The sequence below is a fragment of the Anaerococcus obesiensis genome (genome assembly GCF_016599815.1).
GTDB classification, from domain to species: Bacteria; Bacillota; Clostridia; order Tissierellales; family Peptoniphilaceae; genus Anaerococcus; species Anaerococcus vaginalis.
On sequence record NZ_CP067016.1, the window covers coordinates 1,602,526 to 1,620,263 of the forward strand.

14 protein-coding genes are annotated in these 17,738 nt (G+C 26.0%); 6 read left to right on the top strand and 8 right to left on the bottom strand.

What is annotated here, in order from left to right:
• Window positions 1-9 precede the first annotated feature (9 nt).
• Window positions 10-1,227, bottom strand: coding sequence for a peptidase T (gene pepT / locus I6H46_RS08140; protein WP_019117672.1), 1,218 nt, complete (start codon window positions 1,225-1,227; stop codon window positions 10-12).
• 117 nt (window positions 1,228-1,344) lie between these two features.
• Here pepT and dut point away from each other — a divergent pair, with 117 nt between their 5' ends.
• From dut to I6H46_RS08170, 6 genes are all read left to right on the top strand, one after another.
• The gene (gene dut, locus I6H46_RS08145) at window positions 1,345-1,779 is read left to right on the top strand and encodes a dUTP diphosphatase (protein WP_019117671.1); all 435 of its coding nucleotides are present in this window, start codon (window positions 1,345-1,347) and stop codon (window positions 1,777-1,779) included.
• Window positions 1,779-2,321 carry a hypothetical protein gene (locus I6H46_RS08150; protein ID WP_019117670.1) on the top strand — a complete coding sequence of 181 codons (543 nt, stop codon included), beginning with the start codon at window positions 1,779-1,781 and terminating at the stop codon, window positions 2,319-2,321. Before dut ends, I6H46_RS08150 begins: the two co-directional genes overlap by 1 nt.
• 74 nt (window positions 2,322-2,395) lie before the next feature.
• Window positions 2,396-5,005, top strand: a complete 2,610-nt coding sequence (gene mutS / locus I6H46_RS08155) for a DNA mismatch repair protein MutS (protein ID WP_019117669.1) — start codon at window positions 2,396-2,398, stop codon at window positions 5,003-5,005.
• Window positions 5,002-6,813 carry a DNA mismatch repair endonuclease MutL gene (gene mutL / locus I6H46_RS08160; protein ID WP_040401569.1) on the top strand — a complete coding sequence of 604 codons (1,812 nt, stop codon included), beginning with the start codon at window positions 5,002-5,004 and terminating at the stop codon, window positions 6,811-6,813. The genes mutS and mutL overlap by 4 nt, the downstream gene beginning before the upstream one ends.
• A complete protein-coding gene (miaA, locus tag I6H46_RS08165; protein ID WP_019117667.1) occupies window positions 6,803-7,759 on the top strand; it encodes a tRNA (adenosine(37)-N6)-dimethylallyltransferase MiaA in 957 nt (318 codons plus the stop codon). Before mutL ends, miaA begins: the two co-directional genes overlap by 11 nt.
• Entirely contained in the window at window positions 7,746-9,032 is a 1,287-nt protein-coding gene (locus I6H46_RS08170) for a methionine gamma-lyase family protein (RefSeq protein WP_019117666.1), read from the top strand. Before miaA ends, I6H46_RS08170 begins: the two co-directional genes overlap by 14 nt.
• A 105-nt stretch (window positions 9,033-9,137) precedes the next feature.
• Here the strand turns inward: I6H46_RS08170 and I6H46_RS08175 are convergent, their stop codons facing one another.
• From I6H46_RS08175 to I6H46_RS08205, 7 genes are all read right to left on the bottom strand, one after another.
• On the bottom strand, window positions 9,138-10,133 hold the full coding sequence (locus tag I6H46_RS08175) for a tyrosine recombinase XerC (protein ID WP_019117665.1): 996 nt from the start codon (window positions 10,131-10,133) through the stop codon (window positions 9,138-9,140).
• Window positions 10,134-10,841: 708 nt separating this feature from the next.
• Window positions 10,842-11,579 (bottom strand): glycoside hydrolase family 73 protein, encoded by a 738-nt coding sequence (locus I6H46_RS08180; RefSeq protein ID WP_200225787.1) that lies wholly within the window; start codon window positions 11,577-11,579, stop codon window positions 10,842-10,844.
• 134 nt (window positions 11,580-11,713) lie between these two features.
• Window positions 11,714-12,082, bottom strand: coding sequence for a hypothetical protein (locus I6H46_RS08185; protein WP_200225789.1), 369 nt, complete (start codon window positions 12,080-12,082; stop codon window positions 11,714-11,716).
• A 104-nt stretch (window positions 12,083-12,186) separates the two neighbouring features.
• Window positions 12,187-12,435, bottom strand: coding sequence for a hypothetical protein (locus I6H46_RS08190; RefSeq protein ID WP_200225791.1), 249 nt, complete (start codon window positions 12,433-12,435; stop codon window positions 12,187-12,189).
• A gap of 169 nt (window positions 12,436-12,604) precedes the next feature.
• Window positions 12,605-14,143, bottom strand: coding sequence for a ribonuclease Y (rny, locus tag I6H46_RS08195; RefSeq protein WP_200225793.1), 1,539 nt, complete (start codon window positions 14,141-14,143; stop codon window positions 12,605-12,607).
• Window positions 14,144-14,227: 84 nt separating this feature from the next.
• Window positions 14,228-15,967, bottom strand: a complete 1,740-nt coding sequence (locus I6H46_RS08200) for an ABC transporter ATP-binding protein (protein ID WP_019117662.1) — start codon at window positions 15,965-15,967, stop codon at window positions 14,228-14,230.
• Window positions 15,960-17,693 carry an ABC transporter ATP-binding protein gene (locus I6H46_RS08205; protein WP_019117661.1) on the bottom strand — a complete coding sequence of 578 codons (1,734 nt, stop codon included), beginning with the start codon at window positions 17,691-17,693 and terminating at the stop codon, window positions 15,960-15,962. Before I6H46_RS08205 ends, I6H46_RS08200 begins: the two co-directional genes overlap by 8 nt.
• Window positions 17,694-17,738 lie beyond the last annotated feature (45 nt).

Genomic DNA, 17,738 nt, shown 5'->3' on the forward strand with positions numbered 1-17,738 from the left:
TTAACCATTTTATTTTTTTGATATTTCTTTTATAATTTCTACAATTGTATCAGATGCTTTTTTCATATCTTCAATAGGTATCAATTCATAAATACCATGGAAATTATAACCACCCGTAAATAAATTTGGACAAGGAAGATTCATAAATGATAATTTTGAACCATCAGTTCCGCCTCTAATAGGTTGTGTTATTACTTTTATTCCTAAATTTTCCATAGCATCTTTTGCATAATCTATTATTTCTTTATGATTTTTTAAAACATCTCCCATATTATAGTAAGTGTCGCTCATTTCTATTTTTATAATATTGCCATATTTTGAATTTAAGAAATTCACACAATCATTTAGGAATTTTTTCATTTTTTCGAATTTTTCCTTATCAAAATCTCTGATTATATAAACTAAATTTGTATCTTCAATACTTCCATCAATTGAAATCATATGATAGAAGCCCTCATAGCCTTCTGTATGCTCTGGTCTTTGAACTTGACCTATTAAATCATCTAACTCTTTTGCAACGCTTATAGAGTTAATCATTGTGTTTTTTGCAGTACCTGGATGGACGGATTTGCCTTTTATTGAAATTTTTGCTTCTGCTGCATTAAATGATTCATATTCTAATTCTCCAAGTCGTCCTCCATCTAGGGTATAGGCAAAATCTGCATCAAAATAATCAACATCAAAGCTATCGCATCCTGTTCCGATTTCTTCATCTGGTGTGAAAGCAATTTTTATATCTCCATGCTCTATTTGTGGATTATTTATAAGAAATTCTATGGCATCCATTATTGCAGCAATTCCTGCCTTGTCGTCAGCTCCTAATAACATTTCTCCATTTGTTGTAATTAAAGTTTTTCCTTTTAAATATTTTAAAAATGGAAAATCTTTTTCTTTTATAAATATATTTTCTTTTAATTTTATATCTCCACCTTCGTATTTTATAATTTGTGGATTTTTTATTCCTCCTGGCATTTCTGGAGAAGTATCCATGTGAGCAATGAATCCTACTTTTGGTAAGTTTTTATCTGTATTTGCTTTTAGGCATGAAAAAACAAATCCTTCTTCATTTATATAGGCATCAAGACCTAAATCATTTAATTCTTCTTTTAAAATTTTACCTAATTCTAATTGACCTTTGCTTGTTGGTTTTATCAAATTTGCTTTTGATTCGTCACTTCTTGTATCTATTGCAATATATTTTAAAAATCTGTTTTTTATTTTTTCCATTTTATCCTCCTATAAATTAATTATACACCCTTAGAATATTTAATTATACTGGTATTTTTAATTCAAATTTCTATTGATATATGATAAAATATAAAAGACGATTAGATAGGAGAAATTATGACTAAAAAAATTTTAAAAATAAAAACTAATAATATATTACCAGAATATAAGACTTTTTATTCAGCTGGTATGGACATATATTCTTCAAATGAAGAAGAAATTATAATAAAGCCAGGAGAAGTAGGCAAAGTTCCTACTGATTTAAAAATCGAAATTCCTGAAGGCTTTTTTGTTGCCATTTATCCTAGGTCATCTACAGGTGTTAAAAGACAATTAATGCTTGCTAATTCTACAGGAATTATAGATAGTGATTATAGGGGAGAGATAAAATTATTTTTTTATAATTTTGGGAAAAATGAACAAGTTATCAAAAAAAATGAAAGATTGGCTCAAATGGTAGTTCAACCTTATGAAAAAGTTGAAATTCAAAAAGTTGATGACTTATGTGAAAGTGAAAGAGGAGAAGGTGGATTCGGTTCAACCGGAAAATAATGAGAAATAATAAAAGTAACAATATTTCAAAACTTTATAATAAAAATAAATACAATCTTGTTTTACTTGTAATAGTATTATTGATTTCAATCTTTTTATTTTCAAAGCTAGCAAGTTATATTTCTAATAAGTCATTATCTAATTATGATAATGAAATTATTGTAATTAAAAATAATGATAGCGAAATAGATTCCTTGTCTTTGAAAGATATAAGAAAAATGGGAAAAAACGAAATGAAATTTACTACTCCTAAGGGAGAGGAATTTAAACTTGTGGGAGTATCAATTGAAAAAATCCTAAACAAAGAAGGTATTAATCCTAATTTGAATAATACAGTTGAGTTTTCGGATGGGTATGGACACACTACAAATATGAGTATGGAAACTGCTCTTGAAGTAAACAGAGTTTTATTAGTTTATAAAATCAATAATAAGGCTAATATGGACTATGACAAAAAATTGGGCATATTTTTTATAGTTGACAAGCAAGAAAAAGATTCAAGTAAATGGATAAAAAATATTCAATCAATAAATATTAAATAACTCATGATTTATCATGGGTTATTTCTTTTATATGAATTTTCCTATATGTTATAATAATCAAAGGATGTGATTATATGAATTCAGATTTTAAATATGATAAATTAACCCCTATGTTAAGGCACTATGTGGATGTCAAAAAAAACTTTGAGGATTCTCTATTACTTTATAGAGTCGGAGATTTCTACGAGGCTTTTTTTGATGATGCTATAATTATTAGCAAAAATCTCCAATTAGCTTTGACTGGAAAAGAATGTGGTCATGACAAAAGAGCACCTATGTGTGGAGTTCCTCATCATGTTATTGATACATATATAAATAAATTAGTTCAAAATGGATTTAAAATAGCCTTGTGTGATCAAGTAGAAGATCCAAAAATGGCAAAAGGCCTTGTAAAAAGAGCTATAACAAGAGTTATAAGTCCAGGTACAATAATAGATTTGGAATCGCTTGATAAAAAAGAAAATAATTTTTTACTTTCAATATATGAAAATAAATACGGAATTGGCGCTTGTTTTTCAGATATTTCAACTGGTAAATTAATGGCTTTTGAAATAAGAAATAATCAAAGCATTAGTGCAAACAAGCTAATAGATGAAATAGAAAAAATTTCTCCATCAGAAATAATAATAAATTCAAATTTTTCTAATAAAAAAGTTTTAAAATATCTAAACTTAAATAAAGAAATCCTTATAAATAAAATTGACGATAGCAAGGACTATGAAAGTTTAAGTGAAAATGTATATAAAAATTTGGGAGTAGAAAATTTCAAAAAAATAGAAAATATGAGAATTGCTTTAATAGCTATTTCAAATTTATTGGATTATATTTATAGTTATCACAAGGAAAAATTAGCTCATATAAATGATATTGAAATTTTAGATATTGCATCTTATATGCAGTTAGATGCAAATACACGAAGAAATCTTGAACTACATTCAAATATTGATAAAAAAGGTAAGGATAATTCTTTATTTAAATTAATAGATAAAGCTGATACTGTTATGGGTTCAAGGCTTTTAAATATGTGGCTTGAAAGACCACTAATCGAAAAAGAAAAAATTGATAAACGTCTAGATTTAGTCGAATTTTTCTTTTTAAACCCTGATTTATCAAATAAAGTTTCATATTTTTTGGATGATATATTTGATTTAGAAAGAATTATTGGAAAAATTTCTTATCAAAGAGCTAATGCAAGAGATTTTATTTCTTTGAAAACATCAATAAGAAATATTCCAGAATTTAAGAAATTTTTGGCAGGACTTGATAATAAAGATATTATTTCTTTTTCAAAAAATCTTCCAGATGTTTCAAATATTTATGATATTTTAGATAAATCTATAGTTGAAGATCCACCTGTTTTAATTACTGAAGGGGAAATTATCAAAGAAGGTTTCAATGATGATTTGGATAAGTTAAAAAAAGATTCTTTGTCAGCAGAAAATGATTTGATTGCTTATGAAAATGAACAAAAAGAAAAGACAGGCATAAATAAATTAAAAATAAATTACAATAAAAATAACGGGTATTCAATAGAGATAACTAAATCAAATTTAGATTTAGTTCCTGATACTTATATAAGAAAACAAACTTTAATTAATCGAGAAAGATATACTACAGAAAGACTTGAGGAGCTTTCAAATTTGATTTTGGGCTCTAGCGATAGGATAAATAACCTTGAGTATGAAATTTTTTGTCAAATAAGAGAATTTATATTGGATAATACCAAAAAACTCCAATACTTATCAAAATTAATTTCAATTATTGATTCTATTAATGCATTGTCAAAACTTGCTAGGGAAAATAATTATTGTAAACCTAAAATTACTACAGATAATATTATAAAAATTAAAAATGGCAGACATCCTGTTATTGAAAAAAAACTTAAAGAAAATGAGTTTATTTCAAATGATACGGACATCGGAGAAAGTAATAATCTAATTCAAATAATTACAGGGCCTAATATGGCAGGAAAATCTACTTATATGCGACAAATGGCTATAATTATAATTCTTGCTCAAATGGGTTCTTTTGTTCCTTGCGAAAAGGCAAGTATTTGTATTTGTGATAAGGTATTTACAAGAATTGGAGCTAGCGATAATATTTCAAAAGGCGAGTCAACCTTTATGCTTGAGATGAATGAAGTAAGTAATATATTAAAAAATTCAACTGACAAGTCCTTCATTATTTTAGATGAAGTAGGGAGGGGGACAAGCTCTGATGATGGTTTATCAATAGCTATGAGCTTGGTTGATTATTTAAGCAAAAAGAAGAAGGCTAAAACAGTTTTTGCTACGCATTTTCATGAATTGACAGTTCTTGAAAATAAATTGGATAATGTCATCAATTTAAAAATAGATATATTAGAAGAAAATGATAGCTTAGTTTTTTTGAGAAAAATTTCTAGAGGAAAATCTGATAGGTCTTATGGGATTGAAGTTGCTAGAATGTCCGGCTTACCATTAGATTTAATAGAAAATGCAAAAGTATTTATGAATAAACTTGATGAAAGTGATGAGATATTCAAAGACAATAACAAAATAATAAAATCTTCTATAGATGATTTGAATAAAATTAAAATTGATGAATTGAAAAATAAAGTAAATTTGATAAATATAAATGAATTAACCCCATTAGAAGCAATAAATATTCTTAATAAGCTTATTGATAATATAAAGGAGATATGATGAAAATCATAGAACTTGACAAAAAAACAATAGAAAAAATAGCGGCAGGAGAAGTTATAGAATCTCCTGTTTCTATAGTAAAAGAATTAGTAGAAAATTCAATAGATGCAAATGCCAAAAATATAGTTGTAGAAATAAAAAATGGCGGAAAATCTTATATAAGAGTTACAGATGATGGCATAGGAATTGATGAGGATGATTTTAAAAGAGCCTTTAAAAGACATGCAACTTCAAAAATTAAAGACTTCTCAGATTTATATGATTTATTTACTCTTGGATTTAGGGGCGAAGCCTTATCATCAATTGTTGCTTGTGCAAATATAAAAGCAATTTCAAAAACAAAAAATCAAAATCTAGGAAAAGAATTGATTTTTGAAAATGGAAATATAAAGTCATACAATTCTATAGCTACAAATATGGGGACAAGTATAGAAGTTTATGATTTATTTTTAAATCTTCCTGTAAGACGTAAATTTTTATCATCTGATATAAATGAATCAAATAAAATAGCAAAAATAATGCAAGCATTAGCTCTTGGATATAATGATGTTTCATTTAAATTTATAAAAGATAATAGGCTGATTTTTCATACATTAAAAGACCAAGCTATGGATAATAAAATTATTGAATTGTTGGATGAGAATCTAAAAGACAATCTTATCAAAATAGAAATTCAAAATTCTCTTTATAAAATTAATGGATTTATTTCAAAAGTTAATTATTATAGGGGAAATAGGTCTTTTCAATATATTTTTGTAAATAATAGGCTTATTGAAAATGAGAATATAAGCAAGGCTATAGAAAATGAATATAGAACACTTATTCCAAGTCAAAGATTTCCAGCTTTTTTTATCTTTATAGAAACAAATTCTAACAATATTGATGTAAATATTCATCCTAACAAAAAAGAAATTAAATTCACATATCAAAATGAGTTGATTGATTTATTAGAAGATGAAGTATCTAAAATCTTATATGAAAATATTAATATTAGGGAAGTTAAAGTATCAGAAAAAAATAAAGAAGAATTGAATTTTTATGATGATTATAGCGAGATTTTAAATTCATACAATAGGGTAAAAGAGGAAGATAATTCCTATAATTTTGAAAAAAATCCAGATACAAAAGACCAAGCAAAAAAGGAAGAAGATTTCTTTAGAGGTGCAGAATTAAATTTTATAGAAAAAAATGAAAAAATAGAAGATATAGACTACGATAAGAAAAGCCTTGGAACAGTAAAAAAATTAGAAATTGATAAGCTTTCTTATAAGTGTTCAATTTTTAATAAGTATGCTTTATTTTCTTATAATGATAAAATTTTAATCCTTGATAATAGAAGAGCTGATCAAAGAATTAAATTTGATAAATATATAGAAAATTTTAATAATGGAAAAATTTCCTCTCAACAATTAATTGAATCAAAAACTATTAAAGTAAATCTTCAAGAATATAATAAATATCTTGAAAAAAAAGAAATTTTCAAAAAAATGGGTTTTGATATTGAGGAATTTTCTTATGACAAATTGATAATTAGAGCTGTTCCTTTAATATTTGAAGAACCTGAAAATAAAAATTTTTTCTATGATTTATTAGATATTGATGAGAAAAATGAAAACTTATTTTTAAATAAAATTTCAAAGCTAATAAACAAAAATGTCTTTAGAAAAGGAGACATTCTTAATAAAGCAGAAGTTATGGCTACAATAGATAAATTAAATAAGTGTGATAATCCATATAAAACTTACGATGGAAAATCGACTATTATTATGATTGAAGAAGATGAATTGGAGAAATATTTTGATAGATAAAGTTTTGATTGTAACAGGACCTACAGCTTGTGGGAAAAGTGAGTTTGCTATAAAACTTGCCAAAAAATTTGATGGAGAAATTATTTCTGCTGACAGCCAACAAATTTATAAAGATATGTATATAGGAACAAACAAAATAAAAAAAATCGAAACGGATGGCATAAAACATTATGGGCTTGATATAAAATATCCTAATGAAGAATATTCTGTTCAAGAATTTAAGGATATGGCAAGAAATCTAATTAGTGAAATCAATTCAAAAAATAAAATTCCTATTGTGGCTGGTGGTACGGGTTTTTATATTGATTCAATTTTATTTGATATGAATTATGGAACAAATAAAAAAGATAAAAATTTAAGGGATAAGCTTACAAAAGATTTTCAAATGTATGGAAATGAATATATGTATGAAAAATTTTGTGAAATTGATCCTATAGAAGCTAAAAAATATCATCCAAATGAAACTCAAAGAATTATAAGAGCCTTTGAAACTTACAAATTAACTGGAAAAAAACCAAGTGAATTAAGAAAAGGTCTAAAAAATTTAAATAAAAATATAAATCCTATATTATTTTTTATAAACTATAAGGATAGGTCAAAACTTTATGAAAAAATCAATCTTAGAGTTGACCAAATGATTAATGACGGATTAGAAAATGAATTTGATAAGCTAGTTAAAAACTATAAACTAAGTTCATTATCTAAGTCATTACAGGCTATAGGTTATAAAGAATTTTTTACTTATAAAGAAAATGAAATTTCTTATGATGAGCTAAGAAGTGAAATTAAAAAAAATACAAGACGATATGCCAAAAGGCAAATCACATGGATGAAAAAATATTTAAAATATGATTTTTCTAATTTAATTTATAGGGATGAGGATATGGATGAAAAAATCTTGGAAAATATGGAAAAAATTGTAAAGGAGACTTATGATTTACAATAAATTATATGGAATTGATACAAAGATTGAAAATTATATTGAAAAAATAGATCTAGATTTAGAAGATAAATTTAAAAAATTAGATAAGATAAGTGAATACAATCAAATAAAGGTCTTAAAATCTTTTAGCGATAATAATCTTTCCGCTATTCATTTTAACTCTGCAACAGGATATGGATATGCAGATATTGGTAGAGAGGTGGTTGAAAATATTTTTTCTTCAATTTTTAAATCTGAAGATTCTCTTGTAAGACCAAATATAGTATCCGGCACTCATGCTATTTCTTTGGTTTTATTTTCTCTTTTAAATTATGGAGATAAGATTTTATCAATAAATGGAGATCCTTATGATACTTTACAACAAGTTATTGGAATTGAAGGAAATAAAAAAGGAAATTTGCTTTCAAAAGGAATTAAATACGATAAATTAGAATTAAAAAATGAACAAGAAATCCAATATGAAAAAATAAAAGAGAAATTAGATGATAAAACAAAGCTTGTAATGATTCAAAGATCAACAGGATATACAAATAGGAGAGCTTTTAGTATTAGTGAAATAGAAAAAGCTATTATTGAAATTCGAAAAATAAATAAAGACGTAATTATTTTTGTAGATAATTGTTATGGGGAATTCACAGAAATCAAAGAACCTATAGAAATAGGTGCAGATATAATTGCTGGCTCTTTAATTAAAAATCTTGGTGGTGGAATTGCAATAACTGGCGGATATATTTCTGGAAAAAAAGATTTAATTGAATACTGTGCAAATACCCTTACAGCACCTGGAATTGGAAAAGATGAAGGATTAAGTTTTGGAATGAATCGAAATGTCTTGCAAGGTTTATATTTTTCAAGCAAAACTACAATTGAGTCTATAAAAGTTGCTCTTCTTTTCGCGAAAGTTTTTGATGATTTAGGGTATGAAATAATCCCAAAATTAGATGATCCAAGAAGCGATATAGTCCAAGCTATAAAATTACATTCTAGCGAAAAATTAGAATTATTTGCAAAAGCAATCCAAGAATCTTGTAGTGTAGATTCCAATTTAACACCAATAGCTGACCAAATGCCTGGATATGAAGACCCTGTTATAATGTCATCAGGAGGCTTTGTAGAAGGAGCTACTTCTGAACTATCCTGCGATGGTCCTTTGAGAAAACCATACACAGTTTATTTGCAAGGAGGATTAAATAAATACCACGGAAAACTTGCCTTGATGAAGGTATTAGAAAAATTTGTGGATAATAAAATTTTAGATATAAATTCCATAAAATAAGTGATGAAACTAAAAAATACTCAACCAATAAGAATTAGTTATTGATTGAGTATTTTTTTATAAATTCTAACTTTGAAAAATTAATATTAATAGATAAGAATTTTTTTATATTTTTAAATTTGATAAAGGATTTTTGTTTACTGCTTTTTTCAAATCTTCATCATCCAAGTGGGTGTAAATTTGAGTGGTTGATACACTTTCGTGTCCTAATACGTCTTTTAAAGCTCTTATATCCACATTTCCATACTTATACATCAAAGTTGCTGCTGTATGTCTTAGTTTGTGAGTTGAATAGATTTTTGTATCAAAACCTGCTTTTTCTAAATATTTTTCAACAGTTGATTGAACAGCCCTGTTTGATATTCTTTGTTTTCTAGTAGATATAAACAAAGCGTCGATTTTTTTATCTTTTAAATATTTTTTCCTAATCTTTATATAATTTTCAATTAAATCTATGCAATTTTTAGTTAAATATATAGTTCTTTCTTTATTGCCCTTGCCAATAATTGAAAAATGATCATCTTTAATATCTTTTAAATCTACACTAACAAGTTCGGAAAGACGCATGCCTGTTGTTAAAAAAGTGAAAACTATAGCCATATCTCTATTTTTTAGAAATTCATTTTTTTCTTGACTAACAATTTCAAGTAAGTGTTCTGTTTCGCTCAAAGTGAGGTAGACAGGTTGTCTTTTTTGAATTTTTGGATTTCTTAATTTTTCTGTTATATTATTATCGATAATTTCAATTTCTTGATGTAAATATTTATAAAAAGAACGTAAAGCAGAAATTTTTCTTGACCTAGTAGAAGTGTTATCGTTTAATTCGTTATCCAAATAAGATATATAAGAATACATATCCTGAATATTAATATCATTAATAAAAGATTGATTGAAAATTTTATTAGAATCAAAATTTGATTTTTTTAAATCATAATCAAATTTTTCCTTATCATCAAAATAAACCTTTCTTAATATTTGAAAAGAAATAAAATTAATAAGGTCATAATGATATTCACTAATAGTTTTTTCGGATAAGGCTCTAATAGATTTTAAGTAGGAAAGATAATCTTTTAAAATTAAGGGGGACTTTATTTTAGTCATAAAAAAACTCCTAAATATTTTGTGCTAAGATCATTATAGCAGAAAAAAATAAAAATATCAATTATTGCACAAAATAATAATTTTGTGCAATAATTTTAGAATCAAAAAACCTCTCCACTAATAAAGTATTTTTGTTCAAAATATTTAGCATAAAAACTTTTTGGAAATAAAATTATAAATAAAAACAGCAGCTTTATAGTTGACTCATAAATCATTACAACAAATTTTAAAAATATATTAAATTTCTAAAAAATCAGACGTCGTATTTTGCGTTTTAAGCGATTTTATATTTTTGCTAATACAATTCTACTCCTAAATAAATAATAAAAATCGAATTTTTATATTTGAGTATTGATTTAATTTTAAATCGATTTAAACAATTCATTACAGTATAATTTGAAAAAATATATAAATAAAAAAATTGGATAAAGAATTTTCTTTATCCAAAATTTAAATAATTATTTCTTTTCTTAGATGCTATTAGAGCAAAACTTGCTGCAGAAAGTGTGGTTAAAATAGAACTTAGTGAACCTATTCCAGTTTTTACATTTTTTGAACTACTGTTGCTGTAAGTAGTATTTGTTGTTGCACTTACATTATTATCTGTAGTTTGTGATTTCTTTCTATTATTTATTGGGCTAGATTTTTTAGTTTCATTATTTCTACATTATTATTTGCCTGAATATTTTCAACCGGTTTTTTACTGCGTTAGCTGTTGAAGCTACAATAATATTTTGCTATCGCTTGAAAGTTTTTAGATTTAGTAGATGATGCAAGAATATTTTGTGGATTTGTAGTTGATTTAGTATCGGCAACTTTAACACTTGGTTTTTGTGTAGCTTTAGCAACTCTTTGACTTTGCTTGCTATTTGCGTTAGCCTTTTTGTCGGTTTTAATTGTACTTATATTTTTATTAGATGTATTAGATGCTAAAGTATTAGAGTTTTTCTTTGCGTTATTTGGTTTTGCAGCAGAATTATTAGCTCTTGTTGTATTTGAATTTAAATATTGATTAGCTAATGCAGATAAATTATTTCTAGTAATTACATTCAAAACAGCATCAACATAATTACTAGCTGTTGCATATCCAGCTTTTTTAATTAATCTTAGTTGTTCTTTATAATCTTTAGCTTTAGTAACACCAAAACTGCTATAATATCTACCACTTAGTAAGCTTAGGTATTGTCTAATACTTTGTTCGTAAGTATCAAATTTTCTAAACTCGTCTTTTATTTTTATATTTTTACCGTTAATTTCTTCGTTAGTTAGGTAAACGTGACCTTTACCTTTTCCTTTTTCAGAATTAGGAACTTTTACTCCAAATAAATTCTTACTATATTTTGCAAGTGTAGATTCTCCCCATCCTGATTCAAGGATAGCTTGTCCCATCATTACTTCCGGGAAAATATTATATTCTTTAGCAAGACTTGAATGGCTTGCAAGCATAGCAAGAAATTCTTTTCTATTATTGTAGTTATTTATATATTTTCCATTATTAGAAGATTTATTTTGGTAAGAAACAGCTTTAGGCGCAGCTTTTAATGCAGGACTTTTTACAGCAACCTTTTTAATTACAGGTGCTACTTGTAAAGCTTCATTAGAATTTTTTCTTCTTTTTGCTCAATAACAGACTTTTCTTCTTTTATTAATTCTTTTTCAGAAGTTTCTATTTTATTATCAACAGCCTTATTTTCTTCAGCTTTTTCCCTAATAGGCTCTTCATCCTTTTTATCATTTATAGGATTTTCAGGTAAATTTTCTTTTACATTATCAATATTTTCTTCTTGAATATTGTCTTTTTCATCTACTATAAGCTTATCTTCATCAGTTTCTTCAGTTTCTTCTTTTACATCTTCAACATTTTCAACTTTTTCATTTTCATTTTTAGAATTTTCTATATTATTTTCTGAAACTTCAGGATTTTTAACTTCATTAAGATTTTCCTCCAAAGTTTCTTTTTCTGATTCTACAGTATTTGTTTGATCATCTTCTATATTATCTACAAGAGTTTGGATAGTTGAATTTTCCTCAGATTTATCTTCATTTTGATTATTTAAAACTTCTTCAATGTTTTTATCAGTGTTTTCAACTTCTTCATTTTTTCTGATTCTTGTATAGATTCATTTTCCTTGATTTTGTCTTTTTCTTCTAAGTCAAGTTTTTTATCAACTATAACCTTTTCAACATTAGTGGATTCAAGATCTTTAGCAGAAGAATTAGAAAACAATCCACCACTAGCAAGTAATAAAACTAATGCTCCACTTGTAATTTTTGTTATATTCTTGTTACTATTTTGTTTCATTTAAAACTCCTTGTATTGTTATTACTATAATAATATATTGTTTGTAATAATTGTCAATATTTAGTTTAAAATTCAATATATTTGTAATATTTTTAGAAAAAGTTTTGGATTTGTAATATATATTTAAAAGCAAATAAAAAGAGAGGATGATTTTTCCTCTCCTTAAATTTTATTTAGCATATTCTATTGCTTTTGATTCTCTAATTACATTAACTTTTATTTGACCAGGATATTCTAATTCATTTTCGATTTTTTGTGCAATCTCTCTAGCAATTACAACCATTTGATCGTCCGATATTTTTTCAGGTTTTATCATTACCCTAAGTTCTCTTCCTGCTTGAACAGCGAAAGTTTTTTCTATACCATCAAATGAATTAGCAATTTCTTCTAAGTTTTCTAGTCTTTTAATATAATTTTCTAAGCTTTCTCTCCTTGCTCCAGGTCTTGCTGCTGAAATTGTATCTGATGCTTGTACTAGGATTGCAGCTATGCAATTAGCTTCTACATCTCCGTGATGGGATTCAATACAATTAATTACATTTTTGTTTTCGCCATATTTTTTTGCAGCTTCGACTCCTATTGATATATGAGTTCCTTCTACTTCATGATCTATAGCTTTTCCTAAATCATGTAATAGTCCTCCTCTTTTAGCATCCTTGTCGTCGAGTCCTAGTTCTTGAGCTAACATTCCAGCAATTTTTGCAACTTCTATGGAATGTTTTAAAACATTTTGTCCATAAGAAGTTCTAAATTTAAGTTTTCCTACAAGTCTTACAAGTTGAGGATGAAGATTGTGTATTCCCACTTCTTCAATTGCTTTTTGTCCGTCTTCAATTATTCTTTGTTCAACTTCATCTTCTGCTTTCATTAGCATTTCTTCGATTCTTGAAGGATTTATTCTTCCATCAAGTATTAATCTTTCTAATGCTACTTTAGCTATTTCTCTTCTGATTGGTTCGAATGCAGATATTACTACAGCTTCTGGTGTGTCATCAATTATCATATCTGTTCCTGATAATTGTTCAAAAGCTCTGATATTTCTACCTTCTCTTCCAATTATGCGACCTTTCATTTCATCGTTTGGCAATGATACTACTGTAACTGTGCTTTCTGCTACTTCATCAGCCGCATATCTTTGAATTGTTGTTGCTAGAATTTCTGAAGCTAATTTTTTACTTTCATTTTTTGTTTTTTCTTCAAACTCTTTAATGATTTTAGCTTGTTCATGAACAACATCATTCTTTAAGCTTTGAAGTAAAATATCTTTGGCCTCACTTGTTGTAAGCCCAGCAATATCTTGTAACTTCAACTCTTGTTCTTCGATAAGTTTCTCAATTCTGTCTTCTTTTTGTTTTAACTTTTTTTGGTCACTAGAGATTTCATCAGATTTCTTATCTAATAATAAGGATCTTTTGTCTAGACTCTCTTCCTTTTTTAAAAGATGACCTTCTTTTGTAGCAAGTTCATTATTTTTTTTGCTAATTTCTTGCTCGCTTTCTTTTTTGCGTTTAGAAATCTCATCTTTAGCACTTATTAGCGCATCTTTCTTTAGAGATTCGGCATCTCTATTTGCTTCATCAATAATTCTTGCAGATAATTCTTCTGCAGAAGAAATTTTTGATTCACCTATTTTTTTTCTACAAAGATAGCCTATAAAAAAAGCTAATATTATGAAGGCGACAGATAGAATAATTTGATTAAAATTCATTTTATCACCTCCTGTAATTAGGATTTTCATCCTATAAATAATTATATCATAAATCTATATTTATACGAAAAAGTTTTTCTAAATTTATTTTTCTTTCATTTGCTTTAGATACATTTTTTTGTATTCTCCATTATTTTGGATTAATTGTTCGTGATTACCGCTTTCTAAAAATTTGCCGTGGGATAGGACAATAATTTTATCTACATTTTTTATTGTTGATAATCTATGAGCAACTATAAAAGTTGTTCTGTCTTTTTTTAATTCATTTATACCTTCTTGAATTATTTTTTCGGTTTCTGTATCTATATTTGATGTTGCTTCATCTAAAATTAGAATTTTTGGATCTCTTATATAAGCTCTTGCAAAAGATATGAGTTGTTTTTCTCCTTGGCTCAAATTAGATCCATTTTCTAAAACTTTGCTGTCAATACCTCGTTTTAATAATTTTTGTCCACCAACCTTTTTTAGTGATTCTATAACTTCTTTGTCTGTAAAATTTTCTCCCAAGCTAATATTTTCTTTTATGCTAGCCTTGAATAAAAAAGCATCTTGCAAAACAACTGCCATATCTTTTCTCAATAAATCTCTATTTATTTTATTAATGTTGGTATTTCCTATATATATTTTTCCCTTTCTTGGGGAATAAAAATTTAAAAGCAGATTTATCAAAGTTGATTTGCCCGAACCTGTTTGCCCAACAAAAGCTAGGGATGTTCCATTTTTAACTTCAAATGAAATTCCTTTTATTACATCTTCATTATCATAAGAAAAATAAATATCATCAAAATAAATGTCATTTTCTAAATTTATTTTTTTATTTTCTAATTTTTCCATAGATTTCATTTCTAAAAGTTCAAATATGTGATTTGCTGAGCTTAGAGCATCTTCAACATCTCCAAATCTCATAATTATTGTATTGATATTATTGAAAATTTTAGTTGTATAGTCTATTGCCATATATAAAGAACCTATTGTTACAAAATATATATTTGTAATTGAGCCAATTCCAAAATAAATAAGTACGATTATTATAGCTAAAAATTGAATAATATCCATAGCTCTATAACCTGAATAAGATCTTAATTTGGATAATTTAATATTCAAATCATATATTTTTCTATTTATTTTATCAAATTTTTTGAAAATATAATTTTCTCTATTAAAAACTTGAATGATTTCCATATTTTGAATATATTCATTAATTTTTGCATTAACATCTGCAGTATAGATTTTTATATCTTTAGTATATGCATAAGTTTTATTTAAATAAGTTTTAAATATCAAATACACAATAGGCATGAGTATCAAAAGCATTAAAGCTGCTATTGTATCAGTAAATAAAAGTGTTATATATAGACCAATAATTAATATTAAGGAATTTATAATATCAGAAAACAATAGTTGAAACATTGTTTTTAATTTATTTGTGTCATTGGTTATTCTTGATGCGATTTTTCCTGAAGGAAGATTATCAAAATAGGAAATTGGAAAAGTTGATACTTTATCATAGACATCTTTTTGTACTTTTGATGCAATTTTATTGGCTGCAATTTGAAAATTAACTCTAGACCTGTTTAATAAAATTCCTGACAATACAAAAACGATAAAATATATAAATAATAGTATTGCAATTTTTTTGTAGCTTTGTGGTGTAAGCTTAGATTTTAATACATCATTTATTATAAAAGCAATAATCATAGGTCCGATTATTTCAAGTATAGTTCGAAAAAAAGAAAAAATAAATCCAATAAGCAAAGACTTTTTTTCATCTAATGCGTAAGTTTTTAATTTATTATAATTTTTCTTTTCATTTGCCTTAATCATACATATCACCTAAAATTTGATTTTCATATTGTTTTTTATACCATTTGTCATTTTTCATTAGCTCATAATGGTTTCCTTTTTCAACAATTTTTCCATCTTCTAAAACAATAATTTCATCACAATTTTGCACTTGGCTTATCCTATGAGCTACTATAATTGTTGTTTTATTACTCCTATATTTATTTAAATTCGTAATAATATTTTTTTCGGTATTAGCATCAACAGCGCTCATAGCATCATCTAGAATTAAAATTTCTGGATTTTTTAATACAGCCCTAGCAATAGACAATCTTTGTTTTTGTCCACCTGATAATGAAACTCCTTTTTCGCCAGTAATAGTTTCAAGACCTTCAGGAAAATCAGCTATATCTTTTTTAAAATCTGCTATTTCTATTGCCAAATTCAACTCTTCTTCACTTGCATCTTCTTTTGCAAATAATATATTATTTCTTAATGTATCTGAAAAAATCATATTTTCTTGTGGAACATACCCAAGATTTTCCTTAAAACTTTTAAAATAAATATCTGATGAAATATCATCATTAAAATATATATCAGATTTATCAACCTTATATAAGTCTAAAATTTGTTTAATCAGGGTAGTTTTGCCTGATGAAGTTTTTCCTAAAATTCCCAAAGATTTAGAATTTTTTATAGATAAGTTTATTTCGTTTAATATATTTTCTTTTGAACTTGGATATTTAAAATTATGATTATCAAATTTTATATCCAATGGGAAATTGACGCTTTTTTTATTATCTGTATTTTTTATTTCCTCTTTATAATTTAAAGTTTCATCTATCCTATCCATAGCAGCGCTTGCTTGCTCTTTTAAATTTATAAAATCTCCTAGAGCATACATTGGCCAAACTAGCATATTTAAATAATAGGTAAAAGAAACAATTTGACCTATAGAAATTTTTCCTAAACTCATTAAATATGAGCCAAATCCTATTGCTATAATAAAAGTAAGTGACGTTATAATTCTTTCTACAGGAGCTAAAAGAGCCTGATATTTTGCAAGAATTATATTGTTTGTAGCTAATTCATCAGCGTTTTTATAAAATATTTTTCTCCTATTTTCAACTATGTTGAAAACCCTAATAAGCCTTATACCTTCAGCGTCTTCTAAAACACTATCATTTAACCTATCGAAGGATTGATTTACTTTTTTTGACTTATCATAAATCTTATCCCCTATTTTAAAATAGATAATAGCAATAAAAGGTAGTGGTAAAATAGAAAGTAAAGTTAGTTTTAAATCAATAGTAAAAACCATAACCAAAATTATACTAAAAGGAAGAATTGTAGCATCTATTAGTGCTAGAGTTCCATAACCTGCCATTATTGATATTTGAGAAATATCATTGGTAGATTTTCCCATAAGAGATCCTGTAGAATTTTTTTCGAAAAATTCTTGAGATTGGTTTAAAAATTTTCTCATTAACTTATTTCTTGCTAAATATTCTATGCTTCCACTAGCCTTAAAAACATTATAAGACCAACCCATAGCCAAAAAATATTTTAAAATAACCACAAATATAGTAAAGGATATAATTTTAATAAAATTATTTAAATCAATTGAATTGTTGTATATTAAATCAATTAATTTTCCAATAATATATGGCAAAAATAGTGAAACAATATCACTTAATAATAAAAATATAACTCCAATGATATAATATTTCTTATAATACTTGATAAACCATTTAAATTTTTTGTACATACTACCTCTTAAAATTAAAGAGCTGTTAATTTTAAAATATTTGTT

What these genes read in the sequence shown, in the direction of transcription:
- rny (WP_200225793.1), bottom strand. Translation starts at nt 14,143, where the DNA reads ATGAATTTTAATCAAATTATTCTATCTGTCGCCTTCATAATATTAGCT.
- I6H46_RS08170 (WP_019117666.1), top strand. Translation starts at nt 7,746, where the DNA reads ATGATTTACAATAAATTATATGGAATTGATACAAAGATTGAAAATTAT.
- mutL (WP_040401569.1), top strand. Translation starts at nt 5,002, where the DNA reads ATGATGAAAATCATAGAACTTGACAAAAAAACAATAGAAAAAATAGCG.
- I6H46_RS08180 (WP_200225787.1), bottom strand. Translation starts at nt 11,579, where the DNA reads ATGCTTGCAAGCCATTCAAGTCTTGCTAAAGAATATAATATTTTCCCG.
- I6H46_RS08150 (WP_019117670.1), top strand. Translation starts at nt 1,779, where the DNA reads ATGAGAAATAATAAAAGTAACAATATTTCAAAACTTTATAATAAAAAT.
- pepT (WP_019117672.1), bottom strand. Translation starts at nt 1,227, where the DNA reads ATGGAAAAAATAAAAAACAGATTTTTAAAATATATTGCAATAGATACA.
- I6H46_RS08200 (WP_019117662.1), bottom strand. Translation starts at nt 15,967, where the DNA reads ATGATTAAGGCAAATGAAAAGAAAAATTATAATAAATTAAAAACTTAC.
- I6H46_RS08190 (WP_200225791.1), bottom strand. Translation starts at nt 12,435, where the DNA reads ATGAAACAAAATAGTAACAAGAATATAACAAAAATTACAAGTGGAGCA.
- I6H46_RS08175 (WP_019117665.1), bottom strand. Translation starts at nt 10,133, where the DNA reads ATGACTAAAATAAAGTCCCCCTTAATTTTAAAAGATTATCTTTCCTAC.
- mutS (WP_019117669.1), top strand. Translation starts at nt 2,396, where the DNA reads ATGAATTCAGATTTTAAATATGATAAATTAACCCCTATGTTAAGGCAC.
- I6H46_RS08205 (WP_019117661.1), bottom strand. Translation starts at nt 17,693, where the DNA reads ATGTACAAAAAATTTAAATGGTTTATCAAGTATTATAAGAAATATTAT.
- dut (WP_019117671.1), top strand. Translation starts at nt 1,345, where the DNA reads ATGACTAAAAAAATTTTAAAAATAAAAACTAATAATATATTACCAGAA.